This window comes from Lactovum miscens, from assembly GCF_014202895.1.
GTDB lineage: Bacteria > Bacillota > Bacilli > Lactobacillales > Streptococcaceae > Lactovum > Lactovum miscens.
This window is the reverse complement of the sequence record NZ_JACHHV010000007.1, coordinates 1-19,087: the sequence shown is the minus strand read 5'-3', so window position 1 is coordinate 19,087 and position 19,087 is coordinate 1. Positions and strand designations below refer to the sequence as shown.

General features: G+C 35.5%; 27 protein-coding genes and 1 tRNA gene. 9 read left to right on the top strand and 19 right to left on the bottom strand.

Annotation, left to right across the window (positions count from 1 at the left end; translation table 11 throughout):
• Position 1: 1 nt before the first annotated feature.
• From HNQ37_RS02970 to HNQ37_RS02935, 8 genes are all read right to left on the bottom strand, one after another.
• Positions 2 to 193, bottom strand: a complete 192-nt coding sequence (locus HNQ37_RS02970; RefSeq protein WP_183539190.1) for a DUF1056 family protein — start codon at positions 191 to 193, stop codon at positions 2 to 4.
• Complete coding sequence (locus tag HNQ37_RS02965; protein WP_246415582.1) at positions 180 to 2,135, bottom strand: terminase large subunit; 1,956 nt, start codon at positions 2,133 to 2,135, stop codon at positions 180 to 182. The genes HNQ37_RS02970 and HNQ37_RS02965 overlap by 14 nt, the downstream gene beginning before the upstream one ends.
• Positions 2,080 to 2,532, bottom strand: a complete 453-nt coding sequence (locus tag HNQ37_RS02960) for a phage terminase small subunit P27 family (protein WP_183539188.1) — start codon at positions 2,530 to 2,532, stop codon at positions 2,080 to 2,082. Before HNQ37_RS02960 ends, HNQ37_RS02965 begins: the two co-directional genes overlap by 56 nt.
• A 124-nt stretch (positions 2,533 to 2,656) precedes the next feature.
• A complete protein-coding gene (locus HNQ37_RS02955; protein WP_183539186.1) occupies positions 2,657 to 3,163 on the bottom strand; it encodes an HNH endonuclease in 507 nt (168 codons plus the stop codon).
• Positions 3,164 to 3,291: 128 nt separating this feature from the next.
• Positions 3,292 to 3,362, bottom strand: a tRNA-Trp gene (locus HNQ37_RS02950).
• Positions 3,363 to 3,560: 198 nt separating this feature from the next.
• Positions 3,561 to 3,962, bottom strand: coding sequence for a DUF722 domain-containing protein (locus HNQ37_RS02945; protein ID WP_183539184.1), 402 nt, complete (start codon positions 3,960 to 3,962; stop codon positions 3,561 to 3,563).
• 301 nt (positions 3,963 to 4,263) lie between these two features.
• Entirely contained in the window at positions 4,264 to 4,506 is a 243-nt protein-coding gene (locus HNQ37_RS02940; protein WP_183539182.1) for a DUF6275 family protein, read from the bottom strand.
• A gap of 15 nt (positions 4,507 to 4,521) precedes the next feature.
• Entirely contained in the window at positions 4,522 to 4,707 is a 186-nt protein-coding gene (locus HNQ37_RS02935; RefSeq protein ID WP_183539180.1) for a helix-turn-helix domain-containing protein, read from the bottom strand.
• Between the two features lie 171 nt (positions 4,708 to 4,878).
• On the opposite strand from HNQ37_RS02935, the gene HNQ37_RS02930 reads away from it, so the two are divergent.
• Positions 4,879 to 5,148 carry a DUF3892 domain-containing protein gene (locus tag HNQ37_RS02930; RefSeq protein WP_183539178.1) on the top strand — a complete coding sequence of 90 codons (270 nt, stop codon included), beginning with the start codon at positions 4,879 to 4,881 and terminating at the stop codon, positions 5,146 to 5,148.
• 75 nt (positions 5,149 to 5,223) lie between these two features.
• Here the strand turns inward: HNQ37_RS02930 and HNQ37_RS02925 are convergent, their stop codons facing one another.
• From HNQ37_RS02925 to HNQ37_RS02885, 9 genes are read right to left on the bottom strand one after another with little or no spacing between them, the layout of a single operon-like run.
• The gene (locus tag HNQ37_RS02925; RefSeq protein ID WP_183539176.1) at positions 5,224 to 5,670 is read right to left on the bottom strand and encodes a RusA family crossover junction endodeoxyribonuclease; all 447 of its coding nucleotides are present in this window, start codon (positions 5,668 to 5,670) and stop codon (positions 5,224 to 5,226) included.
• Positions 5,667 to 6,137: a hypothetical protein gene (locus HNQ37_RS02920; protein WP_183539174.1), complete on the bottom strand. Its 471-nt coding sequence runs from the start codon at positions 6,135 to 6,137 to the stop codon at positions 5,667 to 5,669. The genes HNQ37_RS02925 and HNQ37_RS02920 overlap by 4 nt, the downstream gene beginning before the upstream one ends.
• On the bottom strand, positions 6,134 to 6,439 hold the full coding sequence (locus tag HNQ37_RS02915; RefSeq protein WP_183539172.1) for a hypothetical protein: 306 nt from the start codon (positions 6,437 to 6,439) through the stop codon (positions 6,134 to 6,136). Before HNQ37_RS02915 ends, HNQ37_RS02920 begins: the two co-directional genes overlap by 4 nt.
• The gene (locus HNQ37_RS02910) at positions 6,426 to 7,349 is read right to left on the bottom strand and encodes a phage replisome organizer protein (RefSeq protein WP_183539170.1); all 924 of its coding nucleotides are present in this window, start codon (positions 7,347 to 7,349) and stop codon (positions 6,426 to 6,428) included. Before HNQ37_RS02910 ends, HNQ37_RS02915 begins: the two co-directional genes overlap by 14 nt.
• Complete coding sequence (locus HNQ37_RS02905) at positions 7,342 to 7,629, bottom strand: hypothetical protein (RefSeq protein ID WP_183539168.1); 288 nt, start codon at positions 7,627 to 7,629, stop codon at positions 7,342 to 7,344. The genes HNQ37_RS02910 and HNQ37_RS02905 overlap by 8 nt, the downstream gene beginning before the upstream one ends.
• Before the next feature lie 21 nt (positions 7,630 to 7,650).
• Positions 7,651 to 8,088, bottom strand: coding sequence for a single-stranded DNA-binding protein (gene ssb / locus HNQ37_RS02900; protein ID WP_183539166.1), 438 nt, complete (start codon positions 8,086 to 8,088; stop codon positions 7,651 to 7,653).
• The gene (locus tag HNQ37_RS02895) at positions 8,085 to 9,080 is read right to left on the bottom strand and encodes a DUF1351 domain-containing protein (protein ID WP_183539164.1); all 996 of its coding nucleotides are present in this window, start codon (positions 9,078 to 9,080) and stop codon (positions 8,085 to 8,087) included. The genes ssb and HNQ37_RS02895 overlap by 4 nt, the downstream gene beginning before the upstream one ends.
• On the bottom strand, positions 9,080 to 9,877 hold the full coding sequence (bet, locus tag HNQ37_RS02890) for a phage recombination protein Bet (RefSeq protein ID WP_183539162.1): 798 nt from the start codon (positions 9,875 to 9,877) through the stop codon (positions 9,080 to 9,082). Before bet ends, HNQ37_RS02895 begins: the two co-directional genes overlap by 1 nt.
• 1 nt (position 9,878) lies before the next feature.
• Positions 9,879 to 10,235 (bottom strand): hypothetical protein, encoded by a 357-nt coding sequence (locus HNQ37_RS02885; protein WP_183539160.1) that lies wholly within the window; start codon positions 10,233 to 10,235, stop codon positions 9,879 to 9,881.
• Between the two features lie 845 nt (positions 10,236 to 11,080).
• Between HNQ37_RS02885 and HNQ37_RS02880 the strand changes: the two genes are divergently transcribed.
• The 8 genes from HNQ37_RS02880 (at position 11,081) to HNQ37_RS02845 (ending at position 16,132) form a co-directional block, all read left to right on the top strand.
• Complete coding sequence (locus HNQ37_RS02880; protein ID WP_183539158.1) at positions 11,081 to 11,440, top strand: helix-turn-helix domain-containing protein; 360 nt, start codon at positions 11,081 to 11,083, stop codon at positions 11,438 to 11,440.
• The gene (locus HNQ37_RS02875; protein ID WP_183539156.1) at positions 11,437 to 11,829 is read left to right on the top strand and encodes a hypothetical protein; all 393 of its coding nucleotides are present in this window, start codon (positions 11,437 to 11,439) and stop codon (positions 11,827 to 11,829) included. The genes HNQ37_RS02880 and HNQ37_RS02875 overlap by 4 nt, the downstream gene beginning before the upstream one ends.
• A gap of 46 nt (positions 11,830 to 11,875) precedes the next feature.
• Complete coding sequence (locus tag HNQ37_RS02870) at positions 11,876 to 12,079, top strand: DUF4177 domain-containing protein (protein WP_183539154.1); 204 nt, start codon at positions 11,876 to 11,878, stop codon at positions 12,077 to 12,079.
• Between the two features lie 97 nt (positions 12,080 to 12,176).
• Entirely contained in the window at positions 12,177 to 12,788 is a 612-nt protein-coding gene (locus tag HNQ37_RS02865; protein ID WP_183539152.1) for a potassium channel family protein, read from the top strand.
• A 186-nt stretch (positions 12,789 to 12,974) separates the two neighbouring features.
• Positions 12,975 to 13,610: a hypothetical protein gene (locus tag HNQ37_RS02860; protein ID WP_183539150.1), complete on the top strand. Its 636-nt coding sequence runs from the start codon at positions 12,975 to 12,977 to the stop codon at positions 13,608 to 13,610.
• Between the two features lie 117 nt (positions 13,611 to 13,727).
• Positions 13,728 to 13,931: a DUF4177 domain-containing protein gene (locus HNQ37_RS02855; RefSeq protein ID WP_183539148.1), complete on the top strand. Its 204-nt coding sequence runs from the start codon at positions 13,728 to 13,730 to the stop codon at positions 13,929 to 13,931.
• 280 nt (positions 13,932 to 14,211) lie between these two features.
• On the top strand, positions 14,212 to 14,889 hold the full coding sequence (locus HNQ37_RS02850) for an NYN domain-containing protein (protein ID WP_183539146.1): 678 nt from the start codon (positions 14,212 to 14,214) through the stop codon (positions 14,887 to 14,889).
• A gap of 112 nt (positions 14,890 to 15,001) precedes the next feature.
• Positions 15,002 to 16,132 carry a tyrosine-type recombinase/integrase gene (locus HNQ37_RS02845; protein WP_183539144.1) on the top strand — a complete coding sequence of 377 codons (1,131 nt, stop codon included), beginning with the start codon at positions 15,002 to 15,004 and terminating at the stop codon, positions 16,130 to 16,132.
• Between the two features lie 360 nt (positions 16,133 to 16,492).
• Here the strand turns inward: HNQ37_RS02845 and nadE are convergent, their stop codons facing one another.
• Together nadE and HNQ37_RS02835 are read right to left on the bottom strand one after the other, a co-directional pair.
• Complete coding sequence (gene nadE, locus HNQ37_RS02840) at positions 16,493 to 17,317, bottom strand: ammonia-dependent NAD(+) synthetase (protein ID WP_183539142.1); 825 nt, start codon at positions 17,315 to 17,317, stop codon at positions 16,493 to 16,495.
• 91 nt (positions 17,318 to 17,408) lie between these two features.
• A complete protein-coding gene (locus HNQ37_RS02835) occupies positions 17,409 to 18,875 on the bottom strand; it encodes a nicotinate phosphoribosyltransferase (protein WP_183539140.1) in 1,467 nt (488 codons plus the stop codon).
• Positions 18,876 to 19,087: the final 212 nt, after the last annotated feature.

Below are 19,087 nucleotides of genomic sequence, written 5' to 3'. Positions count from 1 at the left end.
CTTAATCACCTCCTTTTTTACCTATAAATTCTGAGATTATCCCAGCCAAAATAAAAACAACAGATAGAGTGATTCCACCTGCCGTTGCATTCCACTTAAACATTGTGATTGATATTGTGATTGCAAAGGCAATAAACATCAGTACATCAAATACTTGCCAAACTAAGGAAAACAAGTTCCTAAAAATCTTCATCGTTCCAGTCCTCTTCATCTATTTCATCTGTAAGCCCTGATTCTTGGTTCTTAAACCAGTCCAAAACTTCTTGCGGTGTCATATGTTCAACTTGCCAACTCTTGTCATTTGCCATGCCATAGTCCTCAAAATGATTCATGCCTTGATACAGTGCATCAATAATCGCATCAACTACATCTATTTTTAAGGTTGCTTTACGCTTATCTACTTGGATTCCGATTGAGTCTTCTCTTAAAACAGCGTGTAGCAATGCTTTTTCCATGATTGGATCATCCAGTCGGCTAATTGTGCTTTCAACAAATATTTTCTGTAAAAACTTCGTGGGGTCTTTTAACTCGCTTGTCCGTTGCCGGATTGGATTCAAATTGAATCCGGTATTGTTTAAAAGCATTTGAATCACTTTTGTAATTCCCATGGCATCATAACCAAAGAAAATCACATCAAGGTTATTATCTTCAATATAGTTAACTATCCATTCATAGACTTCATCATCATTAATCAAGCCTTGTGGATGACTTGTAATCGTACAAAAATCTTGCTTTTCAAGTTCCCGGTAGTTTATTCCGTCTTGCTTTTCCTTAGCTTCAATAGAGCCTGCTGCCTGCCACGGAATAAATGAATGTTCTTCAACGTGCCATTTTGGCTTTTCTTCTTCATCCAGATAGGGAAAAACAGAAGAAATCGCTGTGTTATCAGAAAACATTGAATAATCAATGCCAATGTATACTTTCCGACCATATTTTTTGAATTCTGGTATGACTGCACGCTCTACGTCTGCAAGATTCAAATAACTATCTACATCCGAAGACAGCCACATATTAAGATTTTTACATTGAAAGTCTGCAATCGCACCCGTCATTGAATCGGTATCTCGTTTATCAAGCAACCCCTGCATGAGATTGTCATGTTCAGTTGGCAAGTCTAATAATGGGTTTGATTTTACCCACGTTTCAGGCTTATAAGTTTCATCAAGGCTGTCATTTGACCAGATTAAGCAAAGGTAAGTATCTGCATCTCTATTCCAATCTTGTTCCATTGCCTGCTGTAACATTCTTTCATCTTCGTGAAAAGGCACTGTAGGGTCTGGATAAGCAGTTGAAATCTGAATGAACTGTCGGTTAGGCACTTTGACTTGACCAGAAACAATCTTAGATATCTTTTCTCGGCTTTTAATTTCTCCGATTTCATCAAAAATAGCGGTTGTGAAATGGTAAGAATCGTATTGGCCAGACTCATAAGAAATAGGTCGAATCACATTGTTTGTGTTTCGCATAATGATCTTATCGGCTTGCAAACTCAAATCATTCTTATCTGCTATTTTTTTCCATGGATTTATTGTTTGAATCACATTGATCATTGATTTTAAATAGCCGTAAAGCTTACCAGTTTGTTTGGCATTAATAGAAGAAACCAAAAAGTCCTGGTTACTTAAACCACGACTTTCTACAAAATATGAGTAAGCCATTAATATGGCTAGCATATACGTTTTACCTTGACCACGACCAACTGAAATAACCGCACGGCCGAATCGTTTACTGCCTTCTTTGTTTCGCCAACCAATTAATGATGAGAGCATAAACTCTTGCCATGGCATTAATTTTGTCGGCTCCATCGTGTCTACGTTTGGAGACATTTTAGCAAACATCATTAAACGCTTAACATGTTTTAATGAATAGTCATATGGGAAATCACTGCTGCCTATTCGTTTCAAATCTTGTAAATGCCTGAAGCAAGCAAGCTTCATTAAATATCCAGTCACTATTTTTTCATCTAAAACATCAAAAGCATATTTCGTACCAGGATCAGGATATTTTTCTTTTAATCCAGAATAGTCAATTGAATGATAATCGCCTAAGACATCATGTGTTTGTGTTAAATCAATCTTCTTAGTCATCAAAGAACGCACCCATTCCATCATCTTCTTCATTGTCTTCTTGAACATTCAATCCCATTAATTCCGAACGTGATTTAGGAGACAAGCCCAGTTCAGATCCAATCTTTGCCAGATTCTTAATTGAGTCAGAGTAAATTTGAGTCATTGGATTTCGTTTATATCCTTGGAAGGACTTATCAATTATTTTTCCAGTCATATCTTGAATAGGTTTATACATTGCTTGAACTTCGCCATGCTCTTTTATGTGTTCATAAGAATTTCGATAGATTTCATATTGAGTACAATACATTTCAACCAGTGTCTGATCTATTCGCTCAATTGGTTTTTGTGTTTCTAAAAAAAGGACAACTTTACGCCAAATCGCTTTTGCTTTCCTACCAAGGTGGTCTGGAGGCTGATAGCTTAAATGCCCGTCGTTGATATCTTTAAACATTTTTTTAGTCATAGCTCTCCTTTCCTGTTTTGGGGTACCCCCCCTAGTAAAAAAAATAAAAAAATGAAGTCTTTCGTAAGATGACCCTTATGTGCGTGGTTTCTCCATAGTATTAGTAACCCGGGGGTGCAAAATATCAGGGCGTTTTTAAGTCAGGGATGTCACTAACTTTTCTAACTAAAACGACATCCTTATGTTTGTTCCCAAATCCCGTGCCATAATAAATCTGTTCCCATTCAGTCTTATGTTTGTGGCAGTAGCTGCAACAGTATGCTAAGTTGTCTAAGTTAGATCGATTAGATGGTTGTATCTCGTAAGGCACGATGTGATCTACTATCTTACCTGTCCTTACCCTACCTCGTGAGAGACAGTACTGACACAGACCATTGTCACGAGCGATTGCGACACGTCTTAATGACTTCCATTGCTTTGTCTGGTAGAACTTATGTTGTTCAGATTTCAACGGATCTTCATTGCGTTTCCTGTCGTAATCTTTATATCGTTTACTATTGTCTTGATTCGCCCACCGTTGCCTACTCTCTTGATATGCCACTTCTTTATCAGCATGGGTATTGCAATAGTGGAGTGGCCTAATAACCAGATTGTGACAATTTGGTTCACGACATCTGCCAGTCATTGGCATGAGACACCTCACTTTCTAAACTTCTAAACTAATGGGACTACGAGAATCGAACTCGTAAGATCAAATTAATAAGTTTCCGCCACATCTAAATGTGCTGAATGTATAAATATTTCTGTCCAACGTCCCAACAGGAATCACAGGATTCGAACCTGCATTAACAGTTTTGGAGACTGTTGATCTACCGTTGATCTAAACTCCTATATATTGGCTGCATCCCTCTCTGCATTTAATGGACTTCATTCGCCACACCAACAAGAAAAGCGCCTGTCAGTGACAAACGCTTTTTAAATTAATCCATGTTAATAGTGTACCAATCTTTTCTGCTTAAAAACTGCAAAGAATCGGCAAACAATCGGAAACAAAACTGCACAAAAACTGCACAAAATCGGGGAGCATTTCACCTAATCCACTGGCACAGAGTCTCCTTGAAGAGACTGCGACGTGAGTAAACTGAACGCTCGCTCATATCAAGATCTAATGAGACACCTAAGTATTTCTCTTGTTTAGAATAATACGTTCGATATATCCTTTCAACGTCTGGATAACTCGGTAACCAATACTCAATCCAATAGATCTGATCACGCCATCTCATAATATCAACATCACTATTTATCTTTTTCTCCAACTCTTCTTTAGCCATTAGTTGAGACTCTTGAGGTGATATTCCAGTCGATTGAGATTTGATTCCAAGATTATCCATTTTTTCTTTGTATGTTATCTGGTGGATACGTGCATCTATCCATTTTTGTATGTTTCCTAAAAAATAATTTTCGAGTAAAATGTCAATTTTACTTGCCACAAATGCACCTCCTATGTGCTAAAATAGAGTTAGGACAACTTCGAGCACATCGGAGTTTTTTTGTTATTTAAAGATGACTTTATCTTTATCTGTCATTTGATGACCTCTTCAAATGATTCACTTTCTGGCTTCCCTTTTTTAAATACAGTAAATAGTCATTTGGTCTAAACTGACCTTTTGGATAGATTTAGGCTCTTCCTGCCTGACTATTTACTGTGCGCTGTCTCGGCTGTGCTGGTTGAGTCATGCTCGATCAGTCATTTAACTCGATTTCCGCGCGAGCACCGAGATGTATTAAATCTTAAAAAGTTACTTCAATTGCTTCATTGCTAACTTTTGAATACATATCAAGATAAAGTTCTTCTTTATCTCCGTTGTAAGTCGCTTCAAAATATAATCCTTTTGCAGATTCTACATCACTTGAAAACAGCCCCTTGATGTTTTGCAATGTCTTGCATTGCCATACTGTATAAACATGTTCTGGTTTACAGCTAAGTCTAAAAGCTATTTCATTTTTTACAAAGTCATTAAATTCTTTATCCATTTTGTTTCTCCTTTTTCATCTAAACTCATCTAGACTTACATCTAGTGCGTCTGCAATTTTAACCATTTTGTCAAAACTAGGATTTTTTATTTCTTTTAGCTTCATCTGAGATAATGCCTGACGACTAATTCCTGTCATTTTAGCTAACTGGTAAACGCTTATATTCTTAGCTTTTATTATTTTTTCAATTTTTGACCACATGTTGTGCTTTCCTTTACTGATTAAATTAATTTTGACTATATATAGTACTATCCTCTTGACTATCTAGACACTTTATGATATTATGTTCTTATCAAAGCGACTCACCCCTTAACCCAGATTCGCAAACGATCAAGCTCTGAGACTATTGAAATAAATTAGAAAGGAAAAAGTATGTCATACAGAATTACACATATTCATTTAATTGATCACAATGCTACTTCAACTGAAAAAATTGAAAAAGTAAAACTTGAAGACGGAACGGTTGAAACTGTCCCACAAGTAGTAAAATATATTGATGGTCATATGGAATATTACTACACAAATACCTATGGAATAAGGGCAAATGTTGAGTCAGTCCATCCAACAAATCGCGCTCCATTCATTCGTACCGTCAAAAATTTTACTACGCAAGATAATCTACTAAGATTGCCAAGATTTTAATTTTTAGCTTACAAGTCCTTCAGCTCTTCATTTAGCTGTAGGGCTTTATTTTTTGCAAAATCCATTTCGCTCTCCTTAGTTTATTTCCTCTACATCTACTTCAAGTCGGTATGCTTTAGTTTCAGATAACCCACCAAATTGATATTTTGTGTACTTCACGACATCGTGATTATCATCCGTCCATAATTTCGCTTCTGTAAATCCGTCCATGATTGCCTTTAGTGTAGGCTGCAAGTTATCTGGATCACTTCTGCGCTTCGTTGGGGTGAAAACTGTTAACGTTACTCCGCATGGATTATTCTCGCTAAAGTGATTTTTTACATTTATATTTTTAGTTTTGTCTCCAAGATCTAGCAAAATAGTATTTTCTACTTCGTGCTTTGCTATCTGCCTTACCTTTGATACGATTTGAGCTTTTTGATGAAAGTGCATGCGGTCGTTTGAGTTAAGAATTAGTTTTTGGCTTCTTGGCACGTCCTTCGATTTGCTTGTCGCACGGTAGAGCTTAAAAGTAAATTTCACTTGACCACCTCAATCTTGTTACTACTTCTAGCGCATATCATATTCCAAAGGATCTCACTTGCTGCTTTTGTTCGTTTTGATGATTGATAATCTTTGTAAGCTGTAACCAGAGCTGTACGAGGCTTGTTAGGACAAAGGACTTCTGTATTTTGTGGTAAAAGCATTTTTGAGTAAAGTTCATCTGCTAATTCTCTCTCACAAACAAGGTAGTTACGATCACCTTCCCAATTTTTTCCGTGTCCTGAATTAAAATCATTCATGGAACTTTTTACTTCATAAAAATCAAAAGCCCCATGTTCAATTTCTGAAACTCTTGCAAATACACCATTTCTTGCAGAAAACCCAACAAAATCAACTCTTTTAGTTGAATAATCTAAATTCACTTCTTCTGCCCAAAAGTTGCATGTATTTTTCAACCTAGTCCTCACAAGATCACTCAGACTTTTTGTAATATCAGGTCTATTCATTCGACCTCCTCAAAATCTCCATCAATCGTATCGTCAGAAGTTTCAAGTAATTCTAGTTCTGGTGTAACGTCCTTTGGTTCAGATTGTTCAAATAAATCCATTTGTGGACTTGCAGAATTGTCAAATTCCTTACCTTTTGAGTAAACTTTATCGAAAGTAGTATCTGACATGTTTGCGACGGTAAATTTAAGGCCGTCTACTTTAAACGCAAAGTCATTATCCATCAGCCACTCGGCCATCGGACGGACAGCCTCGGGGTATCCTTGTGTAAATTCACCTGTGATTTTTTTATTTGCTTTCATTTTTATCTCCTAGCGCTTCAAGTTGACGCTTAAATTCTGCTACTTCTTCATCTGTTGCCTCTTCAGCATAGTCTGGATTTGACCATTCAGGTACTGGTATCACTTTCTCACGTGCAGAATCGTAGCCGGTCTTTTTTTTCTTAATCTCGGGTATTGTCTGATAATTTTTGAATTCCATCTCTTTAATAAACTGGTAAGCATTAATACTATACGTACCGTCTACATCATCAGGATTTGATTTCAAGTACCAAGTCAAATAATTTCTAGCTCCTGTTACTGCAAAGTTTTGATCAAAGCTAGGGAGCTTCAAAAACTCTTGCGTAGCCATTGCTCTTTTACTTAGATTTTTTTTCGAAAGAGAAGTAAATAAGTCAAAATAATTTGAAAAGAGCGAGTTTGTTTTTAAAGGTTCTTCTTCTTTCTCTTTACTTTTATTTACTTTACTTTTCTTTACTTTACTTTGTGTACTAATGTTGACATTAACCCCAGTTGTAGCGTGGTTATTGTTAACATTAACTGAATTATTGTTAACATTAATGATATATTGAGTCGGTCTTGGTGTTTTTCTTCTCTTTGTTGCTTCGAAAAAATTAGCTTGAATATGCAAACTTGTTAGTACGTTCTCCGAGTCAAACAGGTCCTTATCAAAGAACTCCCATTTAACCAAGCGGTTCACTATCTTTTTTAGCAATTCATCTGTAATATCTGGGAGTCGCTTTAAAAGTTGAGCTTGTGTTAAATCACTCCACTGTACGAAATATCCTTTTTTATAAATCGCGCACAGCAGCTTTACAACTACAATTTCACCTTTTGAGCCAAACTCCCCAGCAATAGCTTCTATCTTTTCGTCATCAAATATATCAACATCAAGCGGGAAATAGTCAAGGCCAATTTTTTCAGGCCTAACCATTTATGTCCTCCGTGAATCCATCAAGTTGCTCAAGTGAGTATTCCTTTGTATGTACCTTACGTCCAAAACGGTTTACCACTTGAATATTGTGTTTATAAATTTTGATCCCATAAGCAGTCTTCAAAATGCTTATCTGCTTTGCTGGGTCAAGGAATCCATATAGTTCTCTTAATTCATAAGCACTTGTTTTCTCATGAGCTGTCAGGTGAATAAGGCAGATAATTGGCTGTGCATAGTTATTGTGTGTAGAAATTATTTCTTTATATTTTTGGTAATTCATATTTTCTCCTATCAAAAATTATTAGAAGGGAAGCTCGTCATCTGAGATATCCATAGGCTTACTGTTTGAAAATGGATTTTCCTGTCGACTTTGTACTGGTGCTGGTTGCCTAGGATGTTGTTGATTAGATTGATTTTCAGGACGACTTTCAAGGCTTTGAAAGTGATCTACGAGTACCTCTGTCACGTAAACTCTTTGACCTTGCTGGTTCTCATAATTTCGAGTCTGGATAGATCCGACTATTCCGACAAGTCCACCCTTATGCATCCAATTCGCAAAGTTTTCAGCGTTCTGCTTCCACAAAACAAGATTGATAAAGTCAGCTTCACGTTCACCTGTCGCATTTTTGAATCTTCGGTTAACCGCAAGTGTTACTTTTGTGTTAGCGATATTAGAAGCTGTGTATTTAAGCTCTGGATCTCTTACTAATCGTCCAACGAGCGTTACATTATTAATCATTCAGTTACCTGTACCTTCTCAAATTTCAAGGCATGGAAGTCTCCAAAACCATTTGCGACCATTACTTCTTTCCACCGATTTTTTTCTTCAATTGAATCGAAAATGATGTCAATTGTGCAATGGTATTTTTCAATACTTTTTGAAACGATTGGGTCGTTTTCAGGTACAATTTCTTTGAATTCGGCATTTTTTACATCATTTTCGGATTCTTCTGGAACCATTCCCATTTCAGATTCAAGCTGTTTTGTTACATATTCTCGTTCTTGTTCTGCTAACAGTTCAGCTTTTCGCTTTGCCTCTTCAACTGCTCTCTTTTCCTCTGATTCCTTCTTAGCTTTTTCAGCCTTGATATCCTTTTGCAAAATTTCAAGAATGAAGTTTAGTTCTTCACCCTGATCAAGCATTGTCAGATATGGCGTATCAGGTAAGTTATTATCAAAGGCAAAACTAGTAATTGTATTTTTATCTGATTCTAAACGTGCCATGTTTGCTTTTTCGCGGTCAACTAACACTTTGATTTCATCCAATAAGGCTTGTTTTGGCTCGTTTAAACTATTAAAATAGCTTGACTTACAAAGCGTTGGTATGTTTATTTCAAAGATTCTAGGGTCAATCTGTGTATCTTTCGTAGCAATCTCAAATTGAGCGCGGATAATACCTGTCAAAAGTTGTCGAATATTTTCTTCAACTTCTTTCACTCCCGAATTAATTGATTCAACTACTTTTTCAAGCGGATCAGTTGCTTTTTTTACCCATGATTCAAAATCTTTAAGTGGTATATTAAATTCATTTTTAATTTCAATTCGTCGATCGCTGATTTGTTTAATTAACTTATTGAGCGTTGCTCGAGTAGCCTTATCATCTTTGATTGATTCGACTGATACTTGGTAACCTTTGTATCGTTTGACTATTTCATTTATCTGTTTTTCAAAACTTTCACGGTCAACAACATCAATCTTTGCTGCAATATAATTCACTGCTATTTCTTGCATTAGAAGTCCTCCACATTAAGAACATCAGAATCTGAATCAATAACTTCTCCACTTAGAACTTCTGAGCTTTTCAATATTCTTTCTCTTGCATCTTCGAATCGAGAATCGTAAGTAGATTTTTCTTGCTTTGTTAAGCTTTTATGAAAATCATTTAAATCTTTAAGTGTTTTAGCATTTGAAAGATTTTTCTTAATTTCTTCCATACGATTGTAACGATCGTCATCTGTAGGCGTAACATCTTTTGGAATGTCAAACTCTTCTTCTCCATACGTACCTGAGAATTCACTCGGGAACGCCATGCGTAATGCCTGTGATTCTGCAACTTTAGTAAGCATTGTCATTGGTTTATTTGCCCACATTGAATTAGGTTTACCGTCTTTCATTTGAACGTACTCATCATAAGAGATAGCCACATGAATAGGTATGTCCGCATTTGCCAAATAGACAGTTGACCAAGCACCAATCAGTTCCTCATTAGGTGCTTTGAATGCTCCATTTCGTTCCTTAATTTCGCCTGATTCTGAAAGTACGATCACACCTGCTTCTGACCCCTTATAATTTGGATTAGCTTGCGCACGTTTTCGATAAGCATCACGGCTCACTATGATTTGTGCTGGAGAAGAACCATATTTAACAAAGTAGACTTCTTTCATGAATGGATTCAAGTTTTGATTTCTAGAAATTGCTAATAGCATTGCAAGTTCCTCGTCACTAGCATTCCCGCCACCTTTTAAGAATTTCTTTATTGTTGCAGTGTTTAGCTGTTTTGCATCATAAATATCAATTTCATTTGCCATTTTAAGCTCCTATCAATTCACGTTTTAATATTTTTTGTTCGCCCATGAAAATTCGGCGAATGTCTTGTTTTAGTTGAGCGGTATTGTTCTTCTGCCAATACTTTAAGCCATCATAGAATTCACATGCGTACCAATACTTTAGTCGAGCTGCATTCTTTGCATATTCATAAGTCATACCGTGAGCCATTAGGCTTTCTGCATATTCGTTAACAAGGTTCTTCATGAAGTCCTTGTCTGATTTGATAATGTTTCTCATTTCTGTTAAAATATCCTTATCTAGTTGTTTTTGAAGCGCCTTTGCAGAGGTGCTTTTTTTGTTGTCATTTTTCAAACTCAAACTTAGGCTTTCGTGATACATTTCGATATTTCCTTTCGTACTCCGACCAAGCGATGAACGCTGGAACGAATGTAAGCCGACTGCCTATCTTAATGACATGCTCTGGATCGTTTGCTTCGAATGCTCTAACCTTTTTTCGCATGGTGTCTATCTTTACACCGAATGTTTCAGCTAGCCTTGAATCGCTTGCCCAATCGTCTGAATTAAGCTCATATAAGTTAATTGACATAGTTTTTTCTTCCTTTCATTCTTAATGTAATTATTTTCGTATTTTTGAAGCCCAAAAATCGGGCTTCTTTTCGTTTCCTTTCTATTGTTCATTTTTGGGTACATTCGATATTAGGTTCTTTTGGGTTTATCATATTTATCTTTTATAACTTGCGATAATATCAAGTTATTCTGTAAAATTTTTTGATACTTGATAAATCCTATCGGGATCTATACCTGTAACAGATCCTAGACGCTGGATTTTTTCAAGAGTCAACTTGCGTGGATTCACGCGAACCCTGTAAAACGCATTAGAAGTTAATCCGATTCGTTCTGAAATGGTCGTAAATTTCATTCCAGACTCACCTAGAAGGTCGTCTAAAGGCTTGTAAGTCTTGCTCATCGCATTCCTCGGTTCTTTATTATTTCAAGTTATTAGCAAAGGGCACTTTTACTCCGAAGAAACCTTATATGTCATCTTATTTGCAGTCGAACTACCGATTTGCTAAGAAAGCTGTTTAGCTTGATGAATTAATGTTATCATAAACTTGATTTTTTCGCAAGTCAAAAGTTGCAATAAAATCAAGATATTTTATTTTTAGTGATATTTTCGCAACTTTTTTATTGCAAATAAATCAAGTTAAGAATATAATAATTTCATGACAGAAGAACAAAGAAAAATGATTTTTGATAGAAACGTTAAATTCTACAGAGAAAAAGCAGGACTTACTCAAAAAGAGCTCGGTTTAAAAATGGGAAAGTCAGAGTCAGCAATATCTAAATGGGAGAGTGGTATAAATTCTCCAAAACTTGAAGAAATTGAGCAACTTGCCAAAGTTTTAGATGTTGAAATGGACACTTTAGTCTATGGAAAAATTAAAGTTAGCCAAGATAAACTTCTTGAAATTGATGATGTTTTAGATCGTAATGTCGCGTGGCAAGGAAATAAATTATCAGAAGGTGCTAAAAAAGTTGTCAAAGACCAACTACAATCACTTTTGGAGAATGGAATGTTATGACGTATAAGGATTTACTCAATTTTTTAGGAGTAAAAATATTTTGGTGCCATTTTGAGGATGAAAAATTTGGCATTTACATAGACAAGTATAAGATTATTTTCCTATCTGATAACTTAACAGAAAAGGAGACTATTAACTTTATTTTACATGAAACCGCTCATGCTTTAAATAAAGATATTCTTACAAAGTTATCCTCCGAGCATTTGAAAATGATTCAGGAAGCTAAAGCTAACCAATACATGATTCATAAACGTTGTGAGGCTTACTTGTCTGCATATGACAATAAACCAGATTCGATTAACATTGAGAGTTTCCTTAAATACTTCAATCTTGATGTTAATTTTTACGAACTTGCTGAACGAGAGTTTAAGCAATTACTAATTAGTTAAAAAACGTGTAGAAAGGATCCACGATAAAAGCTTAGGAGATATAAAAATGGATTACAAAGTTTTACAAGTTGTTTTAAAAGAGCAACTTATCGGAAAAGGCTCAAAAAATCTTGGTGAGCTTGAAGATATCTTGAATAAGCAAGCAGCACAAGGTTATAGATTACATACTATTTCAACGACAAGTAGTGGAAGCAAGGGCTTTGGTGGTGGTGATCGTATCCAAGCGACGATGGTCTTTGAAAAAATGTAATAAAAAATCCGCTTCAAGTTTATTTCAAAGATAGTCATCGAATTTGTGATTATGACATTCACAATCCGCTTGAGATTGTTAGAGATATGGTGGTCGCATGATTACAAAAATTTATAATAGTCCCTATTACATCATTTCAGTTGTTATTCTCGCTTTAATTTCACTTTTTGAGCAGCTACCAGGAATTTTAGATTGGTCTGTATATGGAGTATTTATCTTTGATTTGGTTGTAGGTACCGGAATTTGGATAAATTCAGAAGATAAAAAATCAATTAATAATTATTTTAAGCATTTCACTCTTGATATTATTGCTTGTATTCCAGTGGCAAATTTTGGAATTCTTAAAATATTTCGATTAATTCGAGTTTCACGTCTAGTCAAGCTAAAACGACTTGAAGAAACTTCAGCCAAGATAAATGTTGAGAACTTCTTCAGCATAGGTACCATCAAACAGCTTGCCATTTATTTATTAATTTACTTTATTGCTAATGTATATATATTTGATGAGATTGAGCATAAGTCTATTATTGATGGCATCTATTGGCTCGTTGAGACAATGACGTCTGTTGGATACGGAGACATCACTCCAACTCATGCGTCAACAAAGATATTAGGAATATTTCTAATGATTATAGGAGTTGCCACAATTGGCTATATTAATGGTGTTATTACAACTACGGTTGTTCGTAGTTTAAATAAAAATAAATAAATTCAACCAATCCTTGGTTGGCTAGGAGGAACTATTCTTAATTAGGAGGAGCTAAGTAGTTTTAATTTTAACCTTGATAAAATTATCTTACTTGGTGATAATCAGAGAAATATTAGCATAAAGCTTTTATAGTCTTGATTATGTATAACATGTGTTTGCCACCACTAAAATGGCAAGGAGTAATTTATGAAAAAAACACCGATCAATAAAAAGTGGTGGTTTTGGGTTTTAGCTATCATTTTTTTCCCAATTACATGTCTAGTTGGCGTCTATTTAGTAATTGTTAATTATAGAAAAACCAACAATAAGCTATGGCTTATTGCCATTATTCCACTTGTTTTGCTTTCCATAATTGGATTTTCTGGATATGCTAGTACCATTAATGGGAAAAATAATTCATCCGCTAAAAGTTCACAAGTATCAAGTTCTAGCTCTAGCTCTAAAATTAAGCATTCTTCAAGTAGTTCAAGTTCTGAGGCTAGTTCAAGTACCTCATCATCAGAATCTTCAACTTCTTCTGCACCTGCACCTAGTTCAACAACTATTCCTAGCTCAGATCCTGTAGCGGCAACTGTTTCACCCGCTGTTACTGTTGCTCCGGATCCAGCTCCAGCCGCTGCTCCGGATCCTGCAAATAATTCATATACTATTAGTGATGGTTGGTCAACAGCTGGAAATGGTATGGTATTTACTAAAAGCACAAGTAGATTGTACTATTCGAAAGTTACTAATCCAGGTAATTATGGTTACATGAGCCAAAGTGACGCTGAAACATCTGGATACCAACTCGCACCAAAAGGTAATGAGTATGCTCAACCATAGATAAAAACTTCTATTTTAAAAATCCGTGCAGCCTTAGAGGAAAAGTGGGTTGAAAATTATAACTTTAGTTAAAAACGTGCAGACTGGATTCACGATAAAAGCTTAGGAGATATAAAAATGGATTACAAAGTTTTACAAGTTGTTTTAAAAGAGCAACTTATCGGAAAAGGCTCAAAAAATCTTGGTGAGCTTGAAGATATCTTGAATAAGCAAGCAGCACAAGGTTATAGATTACATACTATTTCAACGACAAGTAGTGGAAGCAAGGGCTTTGGTGGTGGTGATCGTATCCAAGCTACACTAGTTTTTGAAAGAATGTAAAAAATTGGCTTAAATTTGAAACGACGAATTATGAAATATTAGTCCAATAAGTTGTTTTTAAAAAACAAGTAATATTTTGTTGCAAGATATTACTTAAAGTAACGATTTAAAGAATAATAGCAAAAAAAATCAACCTTTTTGTTTGACAAATTAATCAAGAGTTGTTAGAATATAAAAGCATACAAAGTATGCTTAATATGTTAAAGTATCTCTTGATAGTCAACTCCCCACTTTATGGGATCAGTTAAGGTCAAGAGATTTTTTTATACATGGAGATAAAATGAAAAAAGTGGCAATATTAATTGATGGCGGATTTTATAGAAAAGTTTCTAATAAAGTAATGGGGCCTAAGAGCTCATCTGGGAGAGCAGACGAACTTTATAGTTACTGTAATAGACACTTATCTGATAAAAACTATGGTATAAAAACTTATGATGAGTTATATCGAATTTTTTATTATGACTGCCAACCTAGTGATAAGGTAATCTATAACCCATTAACCCATGAAAATGTTGACTTTTTAAAATTAGAGAGTAGTAAGTGGGCAAGAGACTTCTTCGAAGAACTGGCACACAAAAGAAAAGTTGCGCTAAGATTTGGAGAACTAAGTGACGGTAATGCAGGTTACTCTATAAATAAAGACACTACAAAAGCTTTATTTAATGGTCATATAAAAATAGAAGATTTAAAACAAAAGAATCTATCTTTTAGTGTACAACAAAAGGGCGTAGATATGCGTATCGGACTTGATATAGCAACTTTAAGTTTAAAACATCAAGTTGACAAAATTATTCTGATTGCTGGTGATAGTGATTTTGTCCCAGCAGCAAAGCTTGCGAGACGAGAAGGAATAGATTTTGTGTTAGATCCTCTTGGTCATCCAATAAAAGATTCATTAGCTTTACATATTGATGGGTTAACTTCTGTCGATGCAAAGTATAAGCAAGGCAATTGGTAATATAAAAACCGCTTCAGTTTAGAGACGGAGAGCGGTTTCACCTAATGGTACGTATCACACACATGGCTGTGCGTTTTACTGTACTTATTTTATCACAAAACGAGGTAAAAATATGTGGATTGAAAAGCTAGAAAATGGAAAATTTAAATACGTTGAGCGAGTGATTGACCCATATACAGATAAAGCAAGGAAAGTATCTGTTACTTTAGAAAAGGATTCACCACAAGCAAAGAAACAAGCGCTAGCACTATTAAATGTGAAAATAGATAAGTATTCGACTAGCACTTCTAATCTTGCTAAGATGACATTAGAGCAGCTATACAATGAATGGCTGTTAAGATATGAGCAAACTTCGAAACCTCGTAGTGTTGTTTCAGCCAAGACTTCTTTCAAAAAGGTCTTCGAAATTATTGATAAAGATACATTAATTAAGCAAGCAGATAAACAAGCATTTTTGAATTTTTTCGATAAAATTTACACTCTCGGAACCTACTCTTTAAACTATTCTAATTTAATTAAAGCAATGCTCTCAAATATGTTTAACTATGCTGTTGAACGCGAGTATATTGATTCAAACCCAATTGAAAAAATAACGCTTAAACGGAAAAGTTCAGATAAAAAAGTGCATGCGGACTATCTTGAACGCTATGAAGTACTAGATATCGTTAATTATTTTAATAGCAGAAACTCAATCATGTACGCTTTGATTACAGAGTTTCTATATCTAACGGGGTTACGATTTGGAGAACTCCAAGCACTTCAGTGGTCAAACTTTAACGGGAAATCTATAGAGGTTACAGGAACATTAGGGCCATATATCAAGAACTTAGAAAGACATGTTAAACAATCGCCGAAAAATAGTTCATCATTTAGGACAGTTGATCTTTCTAAAAGAGCAATTGAGCTACTTGAAGAGGTTAAAAAAAAAGATACTTTGAATCATAAAAGTGTTAATGGTGACGACTATATTTTTATTTCACACTCGTCTAAGATTCCAATTTCAATGCAAGCTTTTAACTTGGCTTTAAAAAAAGCTGGGAAAAATCTAAAAATAGATAAGAATCTCTCAACTCACATTTTCCGACACTCACATGTATCGCTTTTAGCTGAGCTGAATCTTCCAATCAAGGCAATTATGGAAAGAGTTGGTCACTCAAATTCAAAGACGACGCTTGAAATTTACAATCACGTAACCCAAAAAGCAAAGAAAAGCGTGATCGAGGCACTTGATAACTTAAATTAAATTGCCCCTTTTTTGCCCCTTTTAAGTTATATAAGAAAAACAAAAACTGTAGAATACCTTACACAGATGTTCTACAGTTTTTGTTTTTCCATTCGTACATTATAGCATATAGCCAACCTGACAGATATAATAAACTTATTTTGTCGCCAGCGAGCAGTTCTCCTTCTATGATTGCGTTAACAATTAATTTTTTCAAATATAATTGAATCTTAAGTGAAGAAATGGATAATTTCTCTAAAGGTTTTTAACATCCTTCAACTGCACAATAAGGCTTGCTGAGAAAACAACACATTGAAAACAAAGATTTGTAGCAAAAGTTTAAACACAGTATAAAAGATTAATGTATTATATAATATTGCTTTATTTCCAAAAATCATCAAAAATAGTAATTGGTAGATGACGCTTATGTTGAGTCTTATTCCACCATGCCTCAATTTTATTTTGAGATTCAGGAGTAACAGTTTTTCCCTCAGTATAATCATCAATCTCCTGATATGTCACACCTAGTGCAACCTCATCAGCTAAGCCCGGTTTACCATCTTCAAGGTCCGCCGTCGGAATTTTTTCATAAATTGCTGAATCTGCGCTCAATTCTGCCAATAAAGCTTTTCCTTGCCGTTTATTCAATCTAAAAATTGGCAACAAGTCAGCCCCGCCGTCCCCAAACTTTGTGAAAAAACCTGTGATATTTTCTGCCGCATGATCAGTGCCAAGTACAGCTGCTTTGTATTCCCCAGCCACTGCATACTGTGTGATCATCCTTTGACGTGCCTTGATATTTCCTTTATTAAAATCGGAAATTTCAATTCCAGCTAATCTCAAAGCTTCAACTTGCCCATCAACTGCAGTTTTAATATTGACGGTTAAACTCTTATCAGGCTTAATAAAATCAAGGGCTCGTAGCGCATCAACTTCATCTTCCTGAACACCATAAGGTAATCTGATAGCTATAAATTGATAAGCCACATCACCCGTTTCATCTCGCATTTCTTCCATTGCAAGCTGAGCCAAACGTCCAGTCAGACTTGAATCTTGGCCACCTGAAATTCCCAAAACAAAAGCCTTCAAGAAAGGATATTTTTTTAAATAACTTTTCAAAAAGTCAATCGATACACGGATTTCAGCCTTCACATCAATCTCGGATTTCACACCGAGTTCCTTAATAATTTGCTCTTGTAAGCTCATTCTTTCTCCAAATTTCTTTGATAAATCCTTGCTAGTTAATAGTCCATTTGTCAGCTGAATAATTCAAGTTTGCTCATATCTATGACAATGTTCAATCCAGTTTTATCTTTGACACTGCTTGTCGTAACTCTGAAATTAACCCCATTTTGTGATCCCATAACTTTTGTGATAAATCCACGGGATAAGGCTGAGGATTCAAATCACGTTTATATTCATCCCAAAGTTCATTCAAATTTTCTCTTGCAAAATCTTTGATTTCTTGCAAGGTAGGCAATTTATAGGTCAACTTTCCTTTCACAAAAATTGGCTTTAAAAGTGCTTTTGCATTAAATTCTCGAATATTTTTATTGATATAAGTATAGAGTGGGTGGAACATATATATTTCCTCATCCAAATCAGGATTTTCGTCACTGAATGCAACATAATCTCCCTCTGACTTACCATCAGCTTTTTTAGTAATTCGCCATACTTGTTTTTTACCAGGCGTTGAAACTTTCTCAGCATTGCTTGAAAGTTTAATGGTATCTTGCATGATACCATTGTTATCTTCAATTGAAACAAGTTTATAAACAGCACCCAAAGCAGGTTGATCATAAGCCGTGATAAGTTTTGTTCCTACCCCCCAAACATCAATCTTTGCTTTTTGCATTTTCAGGCTGAGAATCGTGGATTCATCCAAATCATTTGATGCATAGATTTTTGCATCCATAAATCCGGCATCATCTAATTGTTGACGAACTTTCTTAGAAATATAAGCCATGTCCCCCGAGTCAATTCGCACTCCCTGAAAATCAATCTTGTCACCAAATTCACGTGCCACCTTTATTGCCGCAGGTACACCAAAATGTAAGGTGTCGTAGGTATCAACCAAAAATACACAATCATGATGTGTGCTTGCGTAGGCCTTGAAGGCCTCATAATCGTTACCATAACTTTGTACTAATGAGTGAGCGTGTGTGCCACTTGCCTTAAGCCCAAAAATTTTGGCCGCACGAACGTTAGACGTGGCATCAGCTCCTCCGATAATGGCTGCACGTGTCCCCCAAATTGCCGCATCCATTTCTTGCGCACGCCGCGTTCCAAATTCAAGTAAGGGATCATCTCCAATTACCGATTTAATCCGGGCAGCTTTGGTCGCAATTAATGTCTGGAAGTTGATAATGTTTAAAATCGCCGTTTCGACCAATTGACATTCAGCTAATGAACCTTCAATTTGCACAATTGGTTCATTAGCAAAAACCAGTTGGCCTTCTTGCATTGCACGGACAGTTCCCGTAAACCGAAGATTTTTCAAATAATCCAGAAAAGCATCTGGGTAAGAAAGTTCACGTAAATATGCAATGTCTGTCTCAGAAAATGCGAGATTTTTCAGATAATCCACCATACGTTCAAGCCCTGCAAAAACTGCATAGCCATTGTCAAAAGGCATGTCTCGAAAAAAAACTTCGAAAACTGCGTTACGTTGGTGTCGTCCCAGTTCAAAATAGGTTTGCATCATATTGATTTGGTACAAATCCGTGTGCAAAGCTAAACTATCGTCTTGGTAAAGATGTGGCATTTGTCCTCCATACAGCGCCAAGCAAGTTGAACTTAAGTTTGACGTTCTAATAATATTTTAACCCTATTTTATCAGATTTTAGAATGATTGGGTTGTTAAACTGTGAGTCTTACTTCTTATAAGTGTAAAATAATTGGCGGTAGCTCGAAAGAGTGATCGCTTTTTGATTTCAGAAAAAAGACAAAAAGAAAAAGAACCTTTAAAATTGAGTT

Excerpts from the sequence above, each read along its gene's own strand:
- HNQ37_RS02955 (WP_183539186.1), bottom strand. The coding sequence starts at position 3,163 with ATGCCAATGACTGGCAGATGTCGTGAACCAAATTGTCACAATCTGGTT.
- HNQ37_RS02910 (WP_183539170.1), bottom strand. The coding sequence starts at position 7,349 with ATGGTTAGGCCTGAAAAAATTGGCCTTGACTATTTCCCGCTTGATGTT.
- HNQ37_RS02895 (WP_183539164.1), bottom strand. The coding sequence starts at position 9,080 with ATGCAAGAAATAGCAGTGAATTATATTGCAGCAAAGATTGATGTTGTT.
- HNQ37_RS02865 (WP_183539152.1), top strand. The coding sequence starts at position 12,177 with ATGATTACAAAAATTTATAATAGTCCCTATTACATCATTTCAGTTGTT.
- HNQ37_RS02860 (WP_183539150.1), top strand. The coding sequence starts at position 12,975 with ATGAAAAAAACACCGATCAATAAAAAGTGGTGGTTTTGGGTTTTAGCT.
- HNQ37_RS02880 (WP_183539158.1), top strand. The coding sequence starts at position 11,081 with ATGACAGAAGAACAAAGAAAAATGATTTTTGATAGAAACGTTAAATTC.
- HNQ37_RS02940 (WP_183539182.1), bottom strand. The coding sequence starts at position 4,506 with ATGGATAAAGAATTTAATGACTTTGTAAAAAATGAAATAGCTTTTAGA.
- HNQ37_RS02965 (WP_246415582.1), bottom strand. The coding sequence starts at position 2,135 with ATGTTCAAGAAGACAATGAAGAAGATGATGGAATGGGTGCGTTCTTTG.
- bet (WP_183539162.1), bottom strand. The coding sequence starts at position 9,877 with ATGGCAAATGAAATTGATATTTATGATGCAAAACAGCTAAACACTGCA.
- HNQ37_RS02930 (WP_183539178.1), top strand. The coding sequence starts at position 4,879 with ATGTCATACAGAATTACACATATTCATTTAATTGATCACAATGCTACT.
- HNQ37_RS02970 (WP_183539190.1), bottom strand. The coding sequence starts at position 193 with ATGAAGATTTTTAGGAACTTGTTTTCCTTAGTTTGGCAAGTATTTGAT.
- HNQ37_RS02920 (WP_183539174.1), bottom strand. The coding sequence starts at position 6,137 with ATGAATAGACCTGATATTACAAAAAGTCTGAGTGATCTTGTGAGGACT.
- HNQ37_RS02885 (WP_183539160.1), bottom strand. The coding sequence starts at position 10,235 with ATGTATCACGAAAGCCTAAGTTTGAGTTTGAAAAATGACAACAAAAAA.
- HNQ37_RS02935 (WP_183539180.1), bottom strand. The coding sequence starts at position 4,707 with ATGTGGTCAAAAATTGAAAAAATAATAAAAGCTAAGAATATAAGCGTT.
- HNQ37_RS02905 (WP_183539168.1), bottom strand. The coding sequence starts at position 7,629 with ATGAATTACCAAAAATATAAAGAAATAATTTCTACACACAATAACTAT.
- HNQ37_RS02835 (WP_183539140.1), bottom strand. The coding sequence starts at position 18,875 with ATGCCACATCTTTACCAAGACGATAGTTTAGCTTTGCACACGGATTTG.
- HNQ37_RS02845 (WP_183539144.1), top strand. The coding sequence starts at position 15,002 with ATGTGGATTGAAAAGCTAGAAAATGGAAAATTTAAATACGTTGAGCGA.
- HNQ37_RS02850 (WP_183539146.1), top strand. The coding sequence starts at position 14,212 with ATGAAAAAAGTGGCAATATTAATTGATGGCGGATTTTATAGAAAAGTT.
- HNQ37_RS02875 (WP_183539156.1), top strand. The coding sequence starts at position 11,437 with ATGACGTATAAGGATTTACTCAATTTTTTAGGAGTAAAAATATTTTGG.
- HNQ37_RS02870 (WP_183539154.1), top strand. The coding sequence starts at position 11,876 with ATGGATTACAAAGTTTTACAAGTTGTTTTAAAAGAGCAACTTATCGGA.
- HNQ37_RS02915 (WP_183539172.1), bottom strand. The coding sequence starts at position 6,439 with ATGAAAGCAAATAAAAAAATCACAGGTGAATTTACACAAGGATACCCC.
- HNQ37_RS02855 (WP_183539148.1), top strand. The coding sequence starts at position 13,728 with ATGGATTACAAAGTTTTACAAGTTGTTTTAAAAGAGCAACTTATCGGA.
- HNQ37_RS02960 (WP_183539188.1), bottom strand. The coding sequence starts at position 2,532 with ATGACTAAAAAAATGTTTAAAGATATCAACGACGGGCATTTAAGCTAT.
- nadE (WP_183539142.1), bottom strand. The coding sequence starts at position 17,317 with ATGAGCTTACAAGAGCAAATTATTAAGGAACTCGGTGTGAAATCCGAG.
- ssb (WP_183539166.1), bottom strand. The coding sequence starts at position 8,088 with ATGATTAATAATGTAACGCTCGTTGGACGATTAGTAAGAGATCCAGAG.